Source organism: Streptomyces sp. MMG1121, assembly GCF_001280015.1.
In the GTDB taxonomy this organism is placed as follows: domain Bacteria; phylum Actinomycetota; class Actinomycetes; order Streptomycetales; family Streptomycetaceae; genus Streptomyces.
Window position 1 is genome coordinate 104949 of the sequence record NZ_LGDV01000213.1, and the last position, 18133, is coordinate 123081.

Genomic DNA, 18133 nt, shown 5'->3' on the forward strand with positions numbered 1-18133 from the left:
TCCTTGGCCACTTCCGCGCATGGTGACAGGGCCTATTTCTTAGCTTCCACCTGCCGGTCGGCAGCCGACAGGATGGTGTTGACGACGCTGTCCACGTTCTCTGTGGCAGGAGTGATCGAGGCGACACCGAAGATGATGCCGGTGCCTTGTCTGCCGAGGTCGTCCGGATGCTTCGGATGCCGGATCTCGCTGAGCCCCTGGGCCTCGACGTACTGCTTGATGGCTTGCTGTGCGGAGACCAGCGCCGAGTCCACGGCACTCGGAGTGGCGTCGTGTCCCACGACGATGAAGCTGAATTCGTCTCCGCCGTGACGGAATCGGGAGACGTCGGCGTCGAGGCCCATCACCGCCTTCTCGGTCATGGCCGACATCGCGGCGTAGACCTCGTCGGCCCGTTTCCTGCCCAGTTCCTTCGTCAAGCCGCCCAGATTGCGCAGATCGACCTCGACGTAGACGCCCGTGGCAGCGGCCTCGGCCACGTAGCGGACGGCGTTGGCCAGGGTGAGGCGTCGATCGGCGGCCTTGTCGAATCCTGTGAGTTCGTCGACCTCGTCCGCGCCGCTGCTCGCGAACAGTTCCGCGGCGCCGGAGGACGAGAGCCCGTAGCTGTCCACGGCTGCCCCGAGGAATTTCTCCTTGCGTTCCTGGGCGGAACTCTTGAAGGCGGTTCCCCGTCCGTGACCAGGAGTGCCGGCGGTGCCCCGTTCCTGGCCGGCCGGGCTGTCGGCGGCCCTGATGGGACGGATGCCGTATCGGATTCCGCTTCCCTTCTCGGAGAGGTCACTCTGGTACTTCGGGTGTCCGACCGCGTCGAGACCGCTTGCCGTGGCCTGCCGCTGGATCTCTGCCTGAGCAGCCATCAGCTGTGCCTCGATGTGGCTGCGCCGCACGTCGTCGCCGACGACGATGAACTCCAGACGGGGACCGAACCGGAATTTGGAGACGCTTCCACCGACTTTGTCCATGGCCGCGGAGACGCAGTGGGTGAAGGTGTCGAGCAGGCTGTCGGCGCCGTTGTGTCCCATGAGCGCGTTCAGGCCGCCGAGATTGCGGACCGCCACGCTGATCGCGAAGGCGCTCGCCACCCGTTGGGACGCGCCGCGCACCCGCATCGCCTCCGCCGCCCGCACATGCTCGGCAGCCCGGCGCATGGTCGCTTCATGGTCGGTCGGCTTTTCGAAATCGCTCCGCAGGGTGCCGACCGCGGTGACATGGAGATCGTGTGCCTGGGACGGTGACAGGTTGTTCGGAGCCCCTGTGGCGAGCCGGTGGAACTCCTCCTGCCGCACCTCGGACTGTTTCGGAAAGCGCTGGACGTCCGGGCGTCCGCCCAGCCCGTCCCGCGAGGTCGAGACCCGGCCGATCATGCGCGTCACCGCGGCGTTGCCCGCTGCCCGCTGCAGGTCCGGGAGCCCCCGGTGATCGGGACACGACCGCGCGTGGGGAGTGGCGTTCGCGCGGGTCTGCCGTTCCTCGTGCCGCGCCTCGCCGTAGGTACGCATCACCGCTCCTGATGGGTAGTGAGGCAGGACATTCTATGGAGACGACCGTGACCGCGGGGCACCCAGCGCGGCGAAGCGCACAGCAGGCCGCCGCCCTCCAGACGAAACGTCGTGTCGCGGCCGGCTCGCCGGTCTGCCGTACTCACCTGGTCGGGCGATCGCGTCCCACCGCCGCGATCTCGGCGGCGGCCTCGCCCTCCGGCTCGGCACATCATCGGCCGAGTTCTCCCTGTCAGGTGTCCTCTGTGATCGCCGAGGAAGCCGCGTTGTAGCGGGCGAGGAGGCTGCGCAGGGTCCTGACCTCGCCCGGGGACCAGCCGTCGGTGCGGGTGTCGACCTCGCGGTGCATCAGGGCATCGGCGCGGGCGAGGAGTTCCCGGCCCTGGTCGCTGGGGTACAGCAGCTGGACGCGGCGGTTGTCCGGGGCGGTCTCGCGTACCACCAGGCCGGCGCGCTGCAGGGCGGCGACCTGGCGGCTGATCGTGGACTTGTTGATGCCGTAGAGGCCGACCAGGTCTCCCGCGCGGGCCCCGTTCCGCTCGGCCATCTCGGACAGCAGGGAGTAGTCGACGAAGCTCAGGTCCGGGTGGAGCCGTTCGGCGTTGGCCCGGAAGCGCCGGGAGAGGGTCACCAGCTCGCGGACGAGCCCCTGGAGCTCTCGGTCGTCATCGGCCACGTGCTGGTCCTTCCCTTCGGTCCCGCGCGCCCCGCCGCGACACCGCCCGCAGACACCGGACGGGCGAGGTCCGGCACGGGCGATCCTCATCCCGTGCATGATCACACATACCGCACCCCTCGTGAGTTGCAGTTTGCAACACAGCACTCTCCGGGTTTACGGTGAACTTGTTGCAAAATGCAACCCGCTGTCCATCGTGCGCCTCTCCGGGGCGACGGATGAGATGTGTGCGGTATTTCATCCCGGTATCGTCCACTTGGGCCGAGGGACGAGAAAGGTGGGCGAGAGCCATGCGAGCCGAGAACGTCGTCCGGGTACCGACCACGCCACTGGACGCACCAGCCTTCCCCACAGGCCCGTACCGGTTCGTGGACCGCGAGTATCTGAACATCACCTACCGGACGGACCCCGAGGCCTTGGAGAGGGTCGTGCCGCAGCCGCTGCGGGTGGTGGAGCCGCTGGTCCGGTTCGAGGTCATGCGCATGCCGGACGTCACAGGACTGGGCGACTACACGGAGTCCGGCCAGCTCGCCGTCGTCGAGTACGAGGGCGAGCCGGGTGAGTACAGCCTGTCGATGTACGTGGACAACTTCCCGGCCATCGCCAGCGGGCGCGAGACCGGCGCCTTCCCGAAGAAGCTCGGCCGGCCACGGCTGTTCGTCGACCACGACACCCTTGCCGGCACCCTCGACTACGGCTCACTGCCGGTCGCCCGCGCGACGATGGGCTACAAACACGCACCGCTGGCCGCGGAGCAGGCGCGAGAGGAGCTCACGCGGCCCACGTACATGCTCAAGAAGCTGCCGAACTACGACGGTTCGCCGCGCATCTGCGAACTCGTCCGGTCGCGGATCAGCGATCTCACGGTCAAGGGCTCCTGGACCGGTCCCGCCCGGCTGCAGCTCTTCGCCCACGCCCTGGCCCCGCTCGCGGACCTGCCGGTCCTGGAGGTGGTCTCCGCCGCCCACATCCTCACCGACCTCACCCTGGGCCGAGCCCGGGTCGTCCATGACTACCTGGCCTGACCTCCCCCACCCACCGAGCCGAGAAGGTCCCCATGTCCTCCCCCACGCCCTCCCCCATGTCCGAGAACGACGGCATCGCCGGCATCCGCAAGGTCACGGTGGTCGGGGGAGGTGTCATCGGCGCCTCCTGGGCGGCCCTGTTCCTGGCCCGCGGTCTCTCCGTCACCGTCAGCGACCCGCAGCCCGGCGCAGCCGAGGCGGTGCGCGGACACATCGCGGAGGCCGCGCCCGCACTGGAGGCGCTCGGGCTGGACACCGCGGACCTCACCGGTCGCCTGGCCTTCGAGGCGGACCTGGCCGCCGCGGTCCGCGAGGCGGACATGGTGCAGGAGAACGGACCGGAGCGACTGGACGTCAAGCACGAGATGTGGCGCACCATCGAGGCCAACGCGCCCGCCGGCGCCCTGCTCGCCACCTCCACTTCCGGTATCCCGGCCACCGAGATCGCCACCGTCCTCAAGGCGCCGGAGCGGCTCGTCGTCGGCCACCCGTTCAACCCGCCGCACCTGGTGCCGCTGGTGGAGGTGGTGCCCGGCGAGCGGACCTCGGCCGAGACGACCGAACGCGCCCGCGCCTTCTATCGCCAACTCGGCAAGCGGCCGCAGGTGCTACGCAAGGAGGTGCCCGGTTTCGTCGCCAACCGGCTGCAGTCGGCGCTCTTCCGCGAGTGCGTGCACCTCGTGAGCGAAGGCGTGGTCACGATGCAGGAGCTGGATGACGTCGTCACCTCGTCCATCGGCCAACGGTGGGCCGTCGCCGGCCCCTTCCGCTCCTTCCACCTCGGCGGCGGCGAGGGCGGTCTGGCCCACTTCATCAGCCACCTAGGCATCGGCATGGAGCGCCGCTGGGCCGCGATGGAGCAGGAGAAGGTCGCGTTCGACGAGCCCACCAGACAGTTGCTGACCGCACAGGCCAAGGACTTCGGCGCGACCATCGACGAACTCGCCGCCGAACGCGACCGCAAGCAGATCGCCATCATGCACGCCCTCGGCGAGACCTTCGACGTCTGATCGGCCGTCCCGGGCCGCCGCGCGCGAGCGCCGCCCGGACCAGCCCCACCCGACCACCTCACCACGAAGCAAAGGCTGCAGTGTCCATGAGCGCCGACGAACTCACCGACCGCATCCAGAGGGCCATCGCCAACCCGCTCACCCACGACGACGGCTTCGACATCCACCAGGCCCTGCGCGAAATCCTCGCGACGGTCGGCCTCCACCCTGAGGACAGCGGCGGAACGATCACGTTCATCGGCAGCGACCCGATCGTCCCGAGCATCATGCGCCTGGGAGCCGTCCCGGCGCTGGGTATGACCGCCAAGTCCGTTGCCCTGGCCGCGCTGTGGCGGCACCGCGGCGGCGAAGGCCAGGACATCACGATGGACCTGCGCAAGGCCCCGCACCGGCTCTGCCCCTTCTACGACAAGAAGTGGGAACTGCTCAACGGCTACCCCGGCGGCACGCCCTCGGATCCGGCCAACCCCCTGGGCTTCGACTTCTACCAGGCACGCGACGGCCGCTGGGTCATGCCGCTCAACCCGTATCCGAAGATCAAGAACTCCGTCTACAAGCTGCTGCGCACCTGGCCCGAGAAGGCGGCCGTCGCGGACGCCATCGGCAAATGGAACGCCGCCGACCTGGAGCAGGCCGGCGATGAGATCGGCGTGGTCATGCCGATGCTGCGCACCACCGAGGAGTTCCTGCGGGAACCGGCGTACGAGTACATCGCCCAGGAACCGCTCATCAAGATCGAGAGGATCGGCGACAGCGAGCCCGAACCCCTGCCCGCCGCCGTCGACCAGCCGCTCTCGGGCGTACGTGCCCTGGGCATGGGCCACATCATCGCCGGCGCAGGCGTCGGCCGGGACCTGGCCCAGCACGGCGCGGACGTGCTGAACATCTGGCGGCCCGACGAGTTGGAGCACGACTCCACGTACAACACCGCCAACGTCGGTGTCCGCTCCACCACCATCGACCCCTACGGCCCCGAGGGGCAGGCACGGATCCGCAATCTGCTGCGCGACGCCGACCTCTTCTACGCCAACCGGCGCCCCGGCTACCTGCAGAAGATCGGCCTGAGCGCCGAGGAGGCCGCGGCGATCCGCCCCGGCATCATCCACCTCAGCTTCTCTCTCGCCGGGGAGACCGGGCCATGGGCCGACCGCGTCGGCTTCGACCAGACCGCCGGTGCCCTCGGCGGGATCATGCTCATGGAGGGCGAGGACGGTGTCGCGGCCCGGCCGACCAGTGCGCCGGCCCTTCCCTACATCAGCGTCGTCAACGACTACGTCCTCTCCTGGCTGGCCACCACCGGTGCGCTCGCCGCCCTGATGCGCCGTGCCACGGACGGCGGCAGCTACCGCGTCACCCTCAACCTCACCCGTGTCGCCACCTGGATCCTCAGCCTCGGCGTGTTCGACCGCGCCTACGCCCACGAAGTCGCCCTCAACCCCGACCCCGCCTCCCCGCACGCCTACCTCGACCCGGACACCTTCACCGCCGACACCCCCTGCGGCCACTACCAGGGCGTCACCGACCAGGTGATCATGTCCAGGACCCCCGGACGCTTCCGCACCATCCTGGTCCCCCGCGGCAGCAGCGCCCCCGTCTGGCTCCCCCGCCACAGCTGACCCTCACTGACCGGTCCGTGCGGCCCGGGCCCCCGCCCCGGGCCGCACCTTGCCATCCAGCCACCGACAACTTTCCTCTCCTTGACAATTTTTTTCGTCGGTCAGACACTGGAGCAGTGCTGGATGCCGCCGTGACCTCAGGGGCGCCCATGCCGTGAATGCGGCTCATGCGCGGTGAAGGCGGCCCATGCGGGCGCCGCGCAGCCAGACACCGCACGTCCACGTCCACGACACCGAGGAACAGCTCCCATGCGCACATTGATCAGCACGGCCTTCATCTCGCTCGACGGCGTCATGGAGGCGCCGGGCGGCGAGCCCGGTTACCGCAACTCCGGATGGACCTTCAAGGAGGTCGAGTTCGTCCCCGACGCGTTCGAGATCAAGGAGCGTGAGCAGCGGGAGTCCGCTGCGATCCTGATGGGCCGGGTCAGCTACGAGGCGTTCAGCCCGGTATGGCCGGACATGGCGGAGTTCGCGCACTACAACACGCTGCCGAAGTACGTCGTCTCCAGCACCCTCACCGAGGACGAGCTGGTCTCCGACTGGGGCGAGACCACCATCCTGCGCTCCCTCGACGAGGTCGCCGCCCTCAAGGAGACCGACGGCGGCCCGATCATCGCCCACGGCAGTGCCGCGCTGAACCACGGCCTCTCGGACGCGGGCCTGATCGACCGCTACCACCTGCTCGTCTACCCACTGCTGCTCGGCGCCGGCAAGCGCCTGTTCAGCACCACGGACAAGGACACCCAGAAGCTGAGGCTGGTCGAGCACGAGGTCTACGGCAACGGGGTGCAGAAGCAGGTCTTCGACGTCGTCCGCCGATGACGCCCCGGGCGTCCTGCTGCCCCGTGCCGGCGCCAACCGCTCAGCGATGCCGTCCGCCGGATCAGCTCCAGGCCTGTCGCTCCCGGCGGCGGGGGTCGTCCACCTGCGTCCACTCGGCGCCGATGCGCATCGTGGCCCGGCGTGTGGTCTCGTACGGATCCCAGTCAGGGGTGCCGGTTCCGGCGAATCGGATCCAGGTCTCGTGCATACGGGCGGCCAGCCCCGCGGGGGGCCTGTCGGGGCCGAACAGGGCGTCAGGACCGCGTAGTTGAGGAAGGTGCGCGAGATCGAAGGCGAAAGGCAGCTCCATCGCGTGGGCGGCGCCGAGTTCTCCGCCGAGGGCGTGTGACCGCCAGGCGAACTCATAGCCGTAGGTGGCGGATTCGGGGTGGGCGGCATGCGCGTCGGCCAGGGCCCAGGTGCCCGCGCCGAACAGCGCGTCGCCCATGATGGCGGACCGCAACTCGCCGGAGGACGCCGCAGGGCGTGCCTTCCGGTATGTCTCGACGAGCTGCGCCGGGTCCGGGTGCGAGCTTGCTGCCGCCGCGGCGACGTCCTCGGAGGTCGAGGTGGAGTACTTGCCCACGGGGACGAGGTAGAGGTTCCCCTCTTCGGCGTTGGTCCCGATGAGGAGGTCGACGTCGGCGCCGAGACCGGCGGCGACGGACTCGGCGGGCTGCGTGTCGAGGACCAGGCTGAAGGGGCTGAGCCCGATCAGTGGGTCGTAGTGCGTCTCGGTCCGCAGGTCGATGCCCGCCAGTCGGGAAGCGGCCTCGACCAGGCGGTCGTCGGAGATCTTCGCGAAGGCGTCGGCATGGGGCTCGGTGCCGAGGAACTCGGCCGCCGCTCCGGTGACGCGGGCGGCCTGCTCGGCCGTGAACGCCCCCAGACCGCTGCCGCTCTGGACGATCGCCCTGCGGAAGAGGCCCGTCGCCCGGGAGGCGGCAAGGACGCCGCCGACGATGGTCGCCCCGGCCGACTGGCCGAGCAGGGTGACCTTGTGGGGGTCGCCTCCGAAGGCGGCGATGTTCTCCCGTACCCAGCGCAGCGCGGCGACGACGTCGAGCAGGCCTCGGTTGGACGGCGCTCCGGGGAGGTCCAGGAATCCGGCGATGCCGAGCCGGTAGTTCAGGGTGACGAAGACCACGCCGTCGCGGGCGAAGGCGGAGCCGTCGTACAGCGCGGACCGCGTCGATCCGGCGACGAATCCGCCGCCGTGGACGAAGACCATGACAGGCAGGTCACCGCTGGGGACGGCAGGCGTCCAGACGTTGACGGTGAGGTAGTCCTCCCCGCGGCTCCAACCGGTGCCGAAGTACGGGGACATGTCGATGCCGCCGAGCCCGCGCTCGGACTGCGGCGCGTTGGGCCCCGGCACGGTCGCGTCCCGTACCCCGTGCCAGGGCGCGTGCGGCTCAGGCGGCGCGAACCGGCCGGCACCGCTGGGAGGAGCGGCATAAGGGATGTTCAGGAACATGGCGGTGGTGTCCTGGGACAGGCCGCGGACAGCGCCCTGAGCGGTGGTCACGACGGGGTGGGGGTGATGGGCCACGGTGGTGCCTTTCCGTGAGTTCTCAGGCCTGTTCGAGGTACGGGGCGAAGGGCGCCCAGCCCTTGATGGCGAACGTGTCCCCGTCGCGCGTGACTTCCGCGGCGCCGTGCCCGCCCAGGTGCGCCGGGATCACGAGCGCGTTGTTGTCGGCGGCCCAGCCCAGCACCTTGCGGCGGGTGGCGCGGGCACCCGCGGGGTCCTCGCAGAAGCAGCTGTTGGTGTCCGGTTCGAGGATCTGTACGGGGCTGTGCAGCAGGTCGCCGACGAACACCGCGCGGTCCGTCCCCGAGGTGAGAGTGAGCACGGAGGAGCCGGGGGTGTGCCCGGGAGCGGCGTCCAGGCGGAGGCCGGCGTCGATCCGGTAGCTGTTCTCCCAGAGTCGTGTCCGACCGGATGCGTGCACGGGGGCCACGCTGTCCTCGAACACGTTCTGGTTGCCGCGGCCGAGCACCGACGTGTGGCCGTTGACGGGATTCCAGAAGTCGAAGTCGTCCTTCGGCATCAGATACGTGGCGTTGGGGAATGTGGGCACCCAGTTCCGCCCGTCCAAGTACGTGTTCCAGCCGACGTGATCGACGTGGAGATGCGTGTTGATCACGATGTCCACGTCCTCGGGTGCGACGCCGGCCCGGGCGAGACCGGCCAGGAAGTCGGTTTCGAGGTGGCGCCAGACCGGGGCGTACGGGCGCTCCTTGTGATTTCCCACGCCGGTGTCGACGAGGATGGTCCTGCCCTCGCTGTGCAGCACCCAGGTCTGGATCGCGCAGTTCACGACGGTGGACTCGGGATCGAGGAAATGCGGGGTCAGCCAGGAGCCCCCGTCGTCCCACACCTCCTTCGGGCTGTCCGGGAAGAAGGTGTCAGGCGTCATGTCGACGGAACCGTAGTACTCCCAGACCCTGGTGACGCTCACATCGCCGAGCTTGATCTGTTCCACGAGGCATCCCTGGTGTCCGCAGGATTTCGGCTTTCCCCGGAACCGTACGAGCGGCCCCGCCGGGCCCGGTATCCGTCACCTGACTGCACCTGCGCACACGCACCCGGACACCGGACTCGCCGCTTGTAGCCTGGGCTGGACGAGGCGAGGCGGCTCCGGTCCAAGAGCCACGATTCCTGGAGAGTCCGTGGACGAGCAGGCAGACGGCCTCAGCACTGTCATGGGAGCGGGGCAGGCTCCGGGGGATCTGATCGTCGGCAGGGACGAGGAGCTGGCGCGCCTGTTCCGTGCGGTCGACTCGGCGGCGGCCGATCCCGCTCTGGTGCTGGTGGGTGACGTGGGCACGGGGAAGAGCGTGCTGTTGGACCGCGTGCTGCGCCGGGCCGAGTCCGGCGGCGCCCGTGTACTGCGCGCCGAGGGAAGCGAGTCGGAGTCGAGCCTGGCGTTCGCCGCGCTGCATCAGCTGCTGCGGCCGGTGTCGGCCGAGGTGGACGTGCTGCCGCAGAGGCAGCGGGCGGCGCTGTACGACGCCTTCGGCACCGGACCGGCCGCGTCGGGCCCCGACCTCATGCTGACCGGGGTCGCCGTGCTGAGCCTGCTGTCGGCCCTGGGCGAGCGGCATCCCGTTCTCGTGGTGCTGGACGACGCCCAGTGGTTCGACCGTTCTTCCCTGGACGTACTGTCCTTCGCCGCGAGACGGCTGTCGGGCGAACCGGTCACGCTGCTGATCGGCGCCCGTAGCGGCGAGCACCTCCCGGGCTTCGACCGTCACGTACCGACGCTCACCGTGGAGCCGCTCGACGTGGTCGCGGCCAACCGACTGCTGGACGTACAGCCGAAGGCTCCCACCGGCCGGACCAGAGCGCGGATCCTCGACCAGGCCGGCGGCAACCCGTTGGCGCTGACCGAACTGGCGAGGGCGGCTTCCGTACAGGACACGGCTGCCGAACCGCCGCCCGCGCTGCCGTCGGCAGGTCCGCTCCCGCTCACCGATCACCTGGAGCGCGTCTTCGGCGCCCGTCTGGCCCGCCTTCCCGCCGCCACCACGCGGGCCCTGTTGCTGCTCGCCGCCATGGATACCGTCGACTCCGCGATCGCCGTCGCCGCCGGGCTGCCGAACGCATCGGACGACGCCTGGCTGCCCGCCGAGCAGGCCGGGTTGGTCCGCCGGACCGGCCCGGTCGTCCGGTTCCGCCACCCGCTCGTCCGGTCCGGCGTGTATCACGCCGCGTCCTTCGACGACCGGAGCAAGGCCCACCTGGTCCTCGCCGCGATGCTGCGGGACGAACCGGATCGGCGTGCCTGGCACCTGGCCGCCGCCTGCCCGGGCCCGGACGCGGCCGTAGCGGCGGAGTTGGAGCGGACCGCCGACCGGGCCCGCCGGCGCGGTGGCCATGCGGCGGCGGCCAGGGCGCTGCAGCGCGCCGCCGAGCTGGCGCCGGGGCGCGAGGACAGTGCCCGGCTGCTGGTCGGGGCCGCCGACGCGGCTGTGTTCACCGGGGACATCGCCTGGGTCGAGGAACTGACCGCCGGGGCACGCGCGCGCACCGATGACGCGTCGCTGCTGGCCACCGCCGCCGTGCGAGCCGGACGGCTGGCGGCCCTGACGGCACGCCATACCGTGGTCTTCGCCCGACTGGCCCACACCGCCGAACAGTTGGCGGTCTCGCAGCCCACCACCGCGCTGGACCTTCTGGGCAGCGCCGCCGTGGTCCGCTTCTACTCCGGAGAGGACGGCCAGCGCACCCGCATCCAGCGAATCCTGCGGAACCTGCCCGAGGACACCTCCCGCACCTGGTTGCGCACCTGGGTGAGAGCCGTCACGGATCCCTTCGACGACCGCGCCCAACTCGTCAGCTCACTCGGCCAGTTGATGGCCGATGCAGATGCCCGGCCCGAGCAGCTCGCCGCTCTCGGGATCATGGCGTGGATCCTGGACGACACCCCGCGGGCCGTCCGCGCCTTCGACGAGGCCCTCGACCACTGGACGCTGCAAGGAGCGCTGCCGGAGGGACTGGGCGGTGCGGTCGCCTGGGCCCATGTGGAACGAGGAAGGTGGGACCAGGCACGTGAGGCCTGCGCCCGCACCACCCTGGTCGGCTCGGCAACCGGCCTCGACCACGCCGTGGCCTGCGCGGCCACCGCGGATGCCACCGTGCTGGCCCTCCAGGGGGACACGGCGGCGGCCCGCGCACGGGTCCGTGACGCGCTCGCCCTGATCGATCCGCTGGAGAGCCGCTCCGTCTCCGTCTACGCCCGCCGTGCGCTCGGTGTCGCGGCAGCCGCGGACGGCGCCTACGCGACCGCCTACGACCAGCTCCGTACGGTCTTCGCACCGGACGGCGCGCCCGTGCACTACCACGCCTCCTATCCGGCTCTCGCGGATCTGGCCGCCGTCGCCGCGCGCTGCGGGCGGCGCGAGGAGGCCGCCGCGCTCGTCGAGCGTTCCGCACGCGCGCTCGCGGACAACACCTCACCCCGTCTGCGTGCGCTGCTCGGGCGGGCCCGGGGCCTGCTGGCGGACCCCGAGGATGCCGAGCCGCACTTCCGGGCGGCCCTGGCGGACCCGGCGTGGCGGCACTGGCCCTTCGAGCGCGCCCAGACCCAGCTGGACCTGGCAGAGTGGCTACGGCGTCAGCGGCGGATCGCGGAGGCGCGACCTCTGCTCACCGAGGCGCTGGAGACCTTCGGGCGCCTTGGCGCACGCCCGTGGACCGAACGCGCCCGGTCCGAGTCACGTGCCGCCGGCCTCGACGTCACGGACGCGGCTCCCGACGTGCTCGCCGAACTCTCCCCACAGCAGCGGCAGATCGTCAGGCTCGCTGCCCGCGGGCTGACCAACCGCGAGATCGGCGAGAGGCTGTTCCTCTCCCCGCGCACGATCAGCTCTCACCTCTACCGCACCTTCCCCAAGCTCGGCGTCACCGCCCGCTCCCAGCTCCGCGACCTCGTCGAGGGCACCCGCGCGACGGCCGGACATCAGACTTGAGGGCAGGCCCGAAAGCCCCCTTCCCCTCGGTGTGCGTGCGGTCCCCCTCGGAAGTGAGGAGTCGTCCGGACACGGGTCACAGGGGTGGGGCGTAGCCGCGGGTGCGGACGAGGTCGTGGGTGAGCTTGGTGAATGCGCGGGCGGCGGCGCTGTGGTAGGCGCCTTCACGCCGGAGGAGGGCGACGGTGCGGGTGGGCAGGGGCGGGTCGAGGGGGACGGGTGTGAGGTGAGGGTGGTCGTGAGTGATGGCGTCGGGCAGGACCGTGGTCAGCGGGGTGCGCCGGACGATCTCGGTGAGGGCCTGAATGGAGTTGGCCTCGACCGAGATGCGTGGAGCGACCCCGTGGTCGGCGAAGTACGCGTCAATATGGCCGCGGGTGGCGAAATCGCCGCTGAGCAGTGCCAGTTGACGACCTCTCAGCGACCCGACCGGTAGGCAGTCCGCCGCCTGGTCGCGGTGGGTGCCGGTGCCGGCGACGAGGCTGAGCGTTTCGGTGAACAGCGGTGCGGCGCTGAGGCCGGTCGGGTGGGGGCGGGCGAAGGCGATGCCGAGATCGAGGTCGTCGGCGAGCAGGGCCGCTTCGATACGGTCCTGGTTCATCTCCACCAGGGTCAGGCTGATGCCGGTGTGGCGGGTGTGCAGCTCGGCGGTGAGCGGGCCGACCAGGTAGGCGGTGAAGGTCGGGGTGACCGCCAGCCTCAGATGGCCGCGGGAGAGGTCCTGGACGTCGTGGACGGCGCGTTCGGCAGCGGCCAGGTCGCGCAGCGCTCGCCGGGCGTGGTCGGCGTAGACGGCGCCGGCGTCGGTGAGCCGCACCGTGCGGCCGGTGCGGTCCAGCAGTTGCACGCCAAGGGTGTGTTCGAGCTGTTTGATCTGCTGCGACAGGGTGGGCTGGGAGATATGCAGGTCTTCGGCGGCGCGGGTGAAGTGCCCGTGCTCGGCGACGGCCAGCAGGTAGCGCAGGTGACGCAGTTCCAGAGCAGCCATGGGAGTAACTATAGATGACATCAATAGGGGTCATGGTTATTGACTCTTGGACTCTATAGACCCAGGTCATGCATGGTGGATCTCGTCGACCCCGAGGGGCTCGACAGCTATCGAAGGGAGTGACCCATGCCTGACCTCGCCGACGGCATCGCCCGTTTCCAGCAGGACGTCTTCCCGGCCAAGGCGGACCTCTTCGCCCATCTGGCCGCGCACCACACACCGCACACACTGTTCATCGGCTGCTCGGACGCCCGGGTCGTACCGGAGCTGATCACCCAGGGCGAACCGGGTGAACTCTTCGTCATCCGCACCGCGGGCAACCTCGTCCCCGCCTACACCCCCCGCGCCAACGGCGTGACGGCGAGCATCGAGTACGCCGTCGCCGTGCTCGGGGTGACCGACATCGTGGTGTGCGGGCACTCCGCCTGCGGCGCGATGACCGCCCTGGCCGAAGAACACGACCTCACTGGCGCGCCGGCGGTCGCCGACTGGCTGCGGCACGCGGACGCCGCACTGGCCCGCACCGCCGGCCTGGCGGCGGGCCCGCAGAAGGCAGGGGCACTGGTGCGCCAGAACGTGCTCGCCCAGCTGGCCAACCTGGCCACGCTCCCCTCCGTGGCCCGGGCCCTGGCGGAGAAGAAGGTCACGCTGCACGGATGGGTCTTCGACATCGCCACCGGGCGCGTCGAAGCCCTCGGTGTCACCGGCACGGAAACCGCCGCCCTGGCGTCCTGACCAAGGCCGGATTCCAAGACCACTCCAAGCCGATCCAAGGCCGGATCCGAGGCCCGATCCAAGACCGATCCAAGACCGATCCAAGCCGATCCAAGGCCCTGTCCCGGGCCCTCGTCCACGGCCCCGGTCCCTGAGCCCTTGACGTGGTCCCGCCCGCGGCACGGCCCCGGGACCGTCCCCCTGACAACCCGCTGTGCCGCACATTCCGTACGGACCGGCACCCCAGAAAAAGGAGCCCTCTCATGGTGCACGCCCAGTTCGACTCGACCGCCCGCCAGCAGCTCGCGATCGTGGCCGTCGAGGCCAAGGTCCGCAAGAACCTCTCCTGGCAGCAGGTCGCCGACGCCTCCGGTCTGTCGGTCGCCTTCACCACCGCCGCGGTGCTCGGCCAGCACCCGCTCCCCCAGGCGTCCGCCGAGGCGGTCGCCGAGCTGCTGGGCCTGGACGAGGACGCGACGCTGTTGCTCCAGACGATCCCGACCCGCGGTTCGATCCCGGGCGGCATTCCCACCGACCCGACCGTCTACCGCTTCTACGAGATGCTCCAGGTCTACGGCACGACCCTCAAGGCCCTGGTGCACGAGCAGTTCGGCGACGGCATCATCTCCGCGATCAACTTCAAGCTGGACGTGAAGAAGGTCGCCGACCCCGAGGGCGGTGAGCGTGCCGTGATCACCCTGGACGGCAAGTACCTGCCGACCAAGCCCTTCTGATCCGGAGGCCGTACCAGCAAGCGGGGCAGGGACGGACCACCTACCGGTCCGGTCCGGCCCCGCGACGCCTCTCCCCCCACCACACCGCCCTGCGAGGCGGCACCCGCCCTTCACCCACGGAGGAGATCCCATGGACTTCGTCCAGCGCACCATCGACATCGCCCGGCAGAACGTCGCCGAGGGCGGCCGCCCGTTCGCGACCGTCATCGTCAAGGACGGCGAGATCCTGGCCGAGAGCCCGAACAGGGTCGCCCAGACCAACGACCCGACCGCGCACGCGGAGATCCTCGCCATCCGCGAGGCCTGTATGAAGCAGGGCACCGAGCATCTGACCGGGGCCACCATCTACGTCCTCGCCCACCCCTGCCCGATGTGCCTGGGTTCGCTGTACTACTGCTCGCCGGACGAGGTCGTCTTCCTCACCACCCGCGATGCCTACGAGCCCCACTACGTCGACGACCGCAGGTACTTCGAACTCGACACCTTCTACGGCGAGTTCGCCAGGAACTGGGCCGAGCGCCGGCTGCCCATGCGCTACGAGCCGCACGAGGACGCCGTCGAGGTCTACCGGTTCTGGCAGGAAGGCAACGGCGGCGAACGCCGTGTGTCCGGCGCCCCGACTGCCGGCTGACCCCGCCGTCCCCGACCTGGTCGACGAGGTGCCCTACGACGTGCTGCCCGGGCGCGAGCGGCACGTGATCCGCCGGCATGTGCTGCGCAACGCGCCGGGCACCGTGCTGACCACGGGAGGGCTGATCGTCTCGATCTTGTTGGTCTGCACGGTCCTCGTGGAGAGCGCGTCCGGCGCGGGCGGCTCGGGCAGCTTCTCGAACTGGCCGCCGCGACCCAGGACTTCCCGACCGTACAGGCCATCTCCCTGGTCATCGTCGCCCTGTTCATGACCGTGCACCTCGTCGTCGACCTGATGCTGCCTCTGGTCGACCCGCGGATCACCCTCAGGGCGAGGAGGTCTGCGGCATGAGCGTCGTCCTGACGCGTCGACCCGTCTGGCCGCACTGCGGTCCGCGGCCGCGCGGTCACCGCGGCAGCTGTTCTGCTTGGGCTTCGTCGCCCTGTTGAGTCCCGCCGCGCTACTCGCCCCCTGGCTCGCGCCGCACGGTCCGAACTCCGTCGACCTCGGCAACGCGCTGGCGGCGGAATCCACTGCGTGACCCAGCAGCAGCCCCTCCCCCAGGAAGCAGCACACGGTTCACCAGTCCGCGCGGTCCAGCTCCCCGTCGAGCGCCATGGCCGCCGTGATGAGCGCGAGATGGGTGAACGCCTGGGGAAAGTTGCCGAGTTGCTCGCCCCTGGCACCGATCTCCTCGGCGAAGAGGCCGACGTGGTTGGCGTAGGTGAGCATCTTGTCGAAGGCGTAGCGGGCCTGGCCGAGTCGGCCGGCGCGGGCGAGGGCATCGACGTAGAGGAAGCTGCACAGTGAGAAGGTGCCTTCGCTGCCGCGCAGGCCGTCGGGGGACGCGCCGGGGTCGTAGCGGTAGACGAGGCTGTCGGAGACCAGTTCCGCGTCCATGGCATCGAGGGTGGACAGCCAGCGCGGGTCGCGTGGCGTGATGAAACCGACCGCCGGCATGAGGAGCAGGGAGGCGTCGAGGACGTCGCTGCCGTAGCGCTGGACGAACGCCTTACGGCGCTCGCTCCAGCCGCGGTCCATGATCTGCCGGAGGATCGTGTCACGGGCCTCGGTCCAGACGGGCACGTCGGCGGGTCGGGCCAGTTCGTGAGCGACGCGGATGCCACGGTCGAAGGCCGTCCAGCACATCACACGGCTGTAGGTGAAGTCCTGCCGGCCGCCGCGGGTCTCCCAGATGCCCTCGTCCGGCCGGTCCCACTTCTTCACCAGCCAGTCCAGTACGCGACACAGGCCGCGCCAGCCGTCGTAGCCCATGAAGTGGGCCAGGTCGTCGGTGTGGGTGAGGGCGTGGACGGCCTCGCCGTAGATGTCGAGCTGGAGCTGGTCGGCGGCGGCGTTGCCGATCCGGACGGGGGACGAGCCGCCGTAGCCCTCCAGTTGGCCGAGGATCTCCTCGCCCAGGTGGGGGTCGCCGTCGACGCGGTACATGATCTGCAGGGGTTCACCGGTGACCGTGCCGCCGGCCAGCACCCGCTCGATGATCCAGCGGCGGAAGGCATGGGCCTCGTCGGCGAAGCCCAGGCCGAAGAGGGCGTGGACGGACAAGGAGGCATCGCGTACCCAGGTGTAGCGGTAGTCCCAGTTGCGTTCGCCCCCGAGTTGCTCGGGCAGGCCCGTGGTCAGCGCCGCGACGGGTGCGCCGGTGGGAGCGTAGGTGAGCAGCTTGAGGGTGATCGCGGAGCGGTTGACCGTCTCCTGCCAGCGTCCCCGGTAACGGCTGCGCCGGATCCAGCGGTACCAGTAGGCGCAGGTTTCCTCGAAGTCGGCACGTATGCTCCGTTCGGTCGGTTCCGGGGGCGCCTCACCGCCCGTCGCATACACGGTCAGTACGGCGGCTGCCGACTGTCCCTGCTCCAGCTCGGCGACGGCCGTGACGTCCTGGCCGTCGCGCTCCAGGTGTATCGGGCCCGCTCCGGTGACCTGGAGGCGGGCGTCGGTGCCGGGGCCGGAGAAGTGCGCCGTGTCACCGCGCAGGTCGAGCCGGTGGGAGGCCCGGGCGTAGTCGAAGCGGGGACGGCAGGAGAGGCTGAAGCGGATTCTGCCCCGGGTCACCCGTACGACCCTGACCAACTGGTGCCGGTCCGTGGCCCTCCCACTGCGGTTCGGCGGCATGAAGTCGACGACCTCGCCGACGCCGTCCGGGGTGAGGAAGCGGGTGATGAGCACCGCGGTGTCGGCGAGGTACAGCTGGCGGGTGGTGACGTCGGGGCCCGCCACGCTGATCGCGAAGTGGCCTCCGCGATCGTGGTCGAGCAGTGCCGCGAAGAGGCTCGGCGAGTCGAAGCGCGGCGAACAGAACCAGTCGACGACTCCCTCGGAGGAGACCAGGGCCGCCGTCTGGAGGTCGCCGACCATGCCGTGGTCGGCGATGGGCGGATAGCGACGCATCAGCGACGCGTGGCTTCCGGCTGGTGGACCGCGAGCGCCCAGATGACGAACACGTCGATGGCCATCATGATCACGGACCACAGGGGTGCGTACGGGAGGAAGAGGAACTGGGCCACCAGGCTCAGGGAGGCCAGCACGATGCCGACCGCGCGTGCCCATGCGGCGCCGGAGAGGATGCCCCAGCCGGCGACGGCGGCGATGACACCGAGAACCAGCAGGATCCAGCCCCAGCCGGTGAGGTTGGCCTTGTACACGTAGTGGTCGATGCGGGCGTAGACGTCGTCCGCGGCGATCGCGGAGATGCCTTGGAAGATGGCCAGGATGCCGTTCAACAGCATCAGCACGCCGGCGAAGGTGGCGCCGCCGGTGGCCCAGGAATTCTTCGGGGCGGGGCCCGGGCCGTAGCCACCGGAGGACGGTCCGGAGTGGGGCTGTGCGGTCATGGTGGCGCTCCGTTCTCGTGGGGCGGACGGCGCCCTCGGGCGCCACGTCCTCGCCCTTTCGACCGTGGGGCCGGACAGGTGA

General features: G+C 70.3%; 16 protein-coding genes. 8 read left to right on the forward strand and 8 right to left on the reverse strand.

What is annotated here, in order from left to right; genetic code table 11:
- Window positions 1-32: 32 nt before the first annotated feature.
- Together ADK64_RS30125 and ADK64_RS30130 are read right to left on the reverse strand one after the other, a co-directional pair.
- The gene (locus ADK64_RS30125; RefSeq protein ID WP_053664057.1) at window positions 33-1502 is read right to left on the reverse strand and encodes a hypothetical protein; all 1470 of its coding nucleotides are present in this window, start codon (window positions 1500-1502) and stop codon (window positions 33-35) included.
- A 232-nt stretch (window positions 1503-1734) separates the two neighbouring features.
- Window positions 1735-2178, reverse strand: coding sequence for a MarR family winged helix-turn-helix transcriptional regulator (locus ADK64_RS30130; protein ID WP_053664059.1), 444 nt, complete (start codon window positions 2176-2178; stop codon window positions 1735-1737).
- Between the two features lie 290 nt (window positions 2179-2468).
- Between ADK64_RS30130 and ADK64_RS30135 the strand changes: the two genes are divergently transcribed.
- The 4 genes from ADK64_RS30135 to ADK64_RS30150 all read left to right on the forward strand — a co-directional run bounded on the left by ADK64_RS30135 (window position 2469) and on the right by ADK64_RS30150 (window position 6654).
- The gene (locus ADK64_RS30135) at window positions 2469-3203 is read left to right on the forward strand and encodes an acetoacetate decarboxylase (protein WP_053664061.1); all 735 of its coding nucleotides are present in this window, start codon (window positions 2469-2471) and stop codon (window positions 3201-3203) included.
- A gap of 32 nt (window positions 3204-3235) precedes the next feature.
- A complete protein-coding gene (locus tag ADK64_RS30140) occupies window positions 3236-4213 on the forward strand; it encodes a 3-hydroxyacyl-CoA dehydrogenase family protein (RefSeq protein ID WP_053664063.1) in 978 nt (325 codons plus the stop codon).
- A gap of 86 nt (window positions 4214-4299) precedes the next feature.
- Entirely contained in the window at window positions 4300-5829 is a 1530-nt protein-coding gene (locus ADK64_RS30145) for a CoA transferase (protein WP_053664393.1), read from the forward strand.
- A 249-nt stretch (window positions 5830-6078) separates the two neighbouring features.
- A complete protein-coding gene (locus ADK64_RS30150; RefSeq protein ID WP_053664065.1) occupies window positions 6079-6654 on the forward strand; it encodes a dihydrofolate reductase family protein in 576 nt (191 codons plus the stop codon).
- A gap of 61 nt (window positions 6655-6715) precedes the next feature.
- Here the strand turns inward: ADK64_RS30150 and ADK64_RS30155 are convergent, their stop codons facing one another.
- Both ADK64_RS30155 and ADK64_RS30160 read right to left on the reverse strand, forming a co-directional pair.
- Entirely contained in the window at window positions 6716-8206 is a 1491-nt protein-coding gene (locus tag ADK64_RS30155) for a carboxylesterase/lipase family protein (protein ID WP_053664067.1), read from the reverse strand.
- Between the two features lie 22 nt (window positions 8207-8228).
- Window positions 8229-9143 (reverse strand): MBL fold metallo-hydrolase, encoded by a 915-nt coding sequence (locus ADK64_RS30160; RefSeq protein WP_053664069.1) that lies wholly within the window; start codon window positions 9141-9143, stop codon window positions 8229-8231.
- Window positions 9144-9363: 220 nt separating this feature from the next.
- Between ADK64_RS30160 and ADK64_RS30165 the strand changes: the two genes are divergently transcribed.
- Complete coding sequence (locus ADK64_RS30165) at window positions 9364-12132, forward strand: ATP-binding protein (RefSeq protein ID WP_053664395.1); 2769 nt, start codon at window positions 9364-9366, stop codon at window positions 12130-12132.
- A gap of 76 nt (window positions 12133-12208) precedes the next feature.
- Here the strand turns inward: ADK64_RS30165 and cynR are convergent, their stop codons facing one another.
- A complete protein-coding gene (gene cynR, locus ADK64_RS30170; RefSeq protein WP_053664071.1) occupies window positions 12209-13120 on the reverse strand; it encodes a transcriptional regulator CynR in 912 nt (303 codons plus the stop codon).
- A gap of 126 nt (window positions 13121-13246) precedes the next feature.
- Here cynR and ADK64_RS30175 point away from each other — a divergent pair, with 126 nt between their 5' ends.
- The 3 genes from ADK64_RS30175 (at window position 13247) to ADK64_RS30185 (ending at window position 15199) form a co-directional block, all read left to right on the forward strand.
- A complete protein-coding gene (locus ADK64_RS30175) occupies window positions 13247-13855 on the forward strand; it encodes a carbonic anhydrase (RefSeq protein WP_053664073.1) in 609 nt (202 codons plus the stop codon).
- 242 nt (window positions 13856-14097) lie between these two features.
- Window positions 14098-14568, forward strand: a complete 471-nt coding sequence (gene cynS / locus ADK64_RS30180; protein WP_053664075.1) for a cyanase — start codon at window positions 14098-14100, stop codon at window positions 14566-14568.
- A 130-nt stretch (window positions 14569-14698) separates the two neighbouring features.
- Complete coding sequence (locus tag ADK64_RS30185; protein WP_053664077.1) at window positions 14699-15199, forward strand: nucleoside deaminase; 501 nt, start codon at window positions 14699-14701, stop codon at window positions 15197-15199.
- A gap of 33 nt (window positions 15200-15232) precedes the next feature.
- On the opposite strand, the gene ADK64_RS46215 is transcribed toward ADK64_RS30185, so the two are convergent.
- The 3 genes from ADK64_RS46215 to ADK64_RS30200 form a co-directional block, all read right to left on the reverse strand.
- Entirely contained in the window at window positions 15233-15478 is a 246-nt protein-coding gene (locus ADK64_RS46215) for a hypothetical protein (protein ID WP_053664079.1), read from the reverse strand.
- 300 nt (window positions 15479-15778) lie between these two features.
- Window positions 15779-17608: a glycoside hydrolase family 15 protein gene (locus ADK64_RS30195; protein WP_053664082.1), complete on the reverse strand. Its 1830-nt coding sequence runs from the start codon at window positions 17606-17608 to the stop codon at window positions 15779-15781.
- Window positions 17608-18051 carry a DUF7144 family membrane protein gene (locus tag ADK64_RS30200; RefSeq protein WP_053664084.1) on the reverse strand — a complete coding sequence of 148 codons (444 nt, stop codon included), beginning with the start codon at window positions 18049-18051 and terminating at the stop codon, window positions 17608-17610. The genes ADK64_RS30195 and ADK64_RS30200 overlap by 1 nt, the downstream gene beginning before the upstream one ends.
- Window positions 18052-18133: the final 82 nt, after the last annotated feature.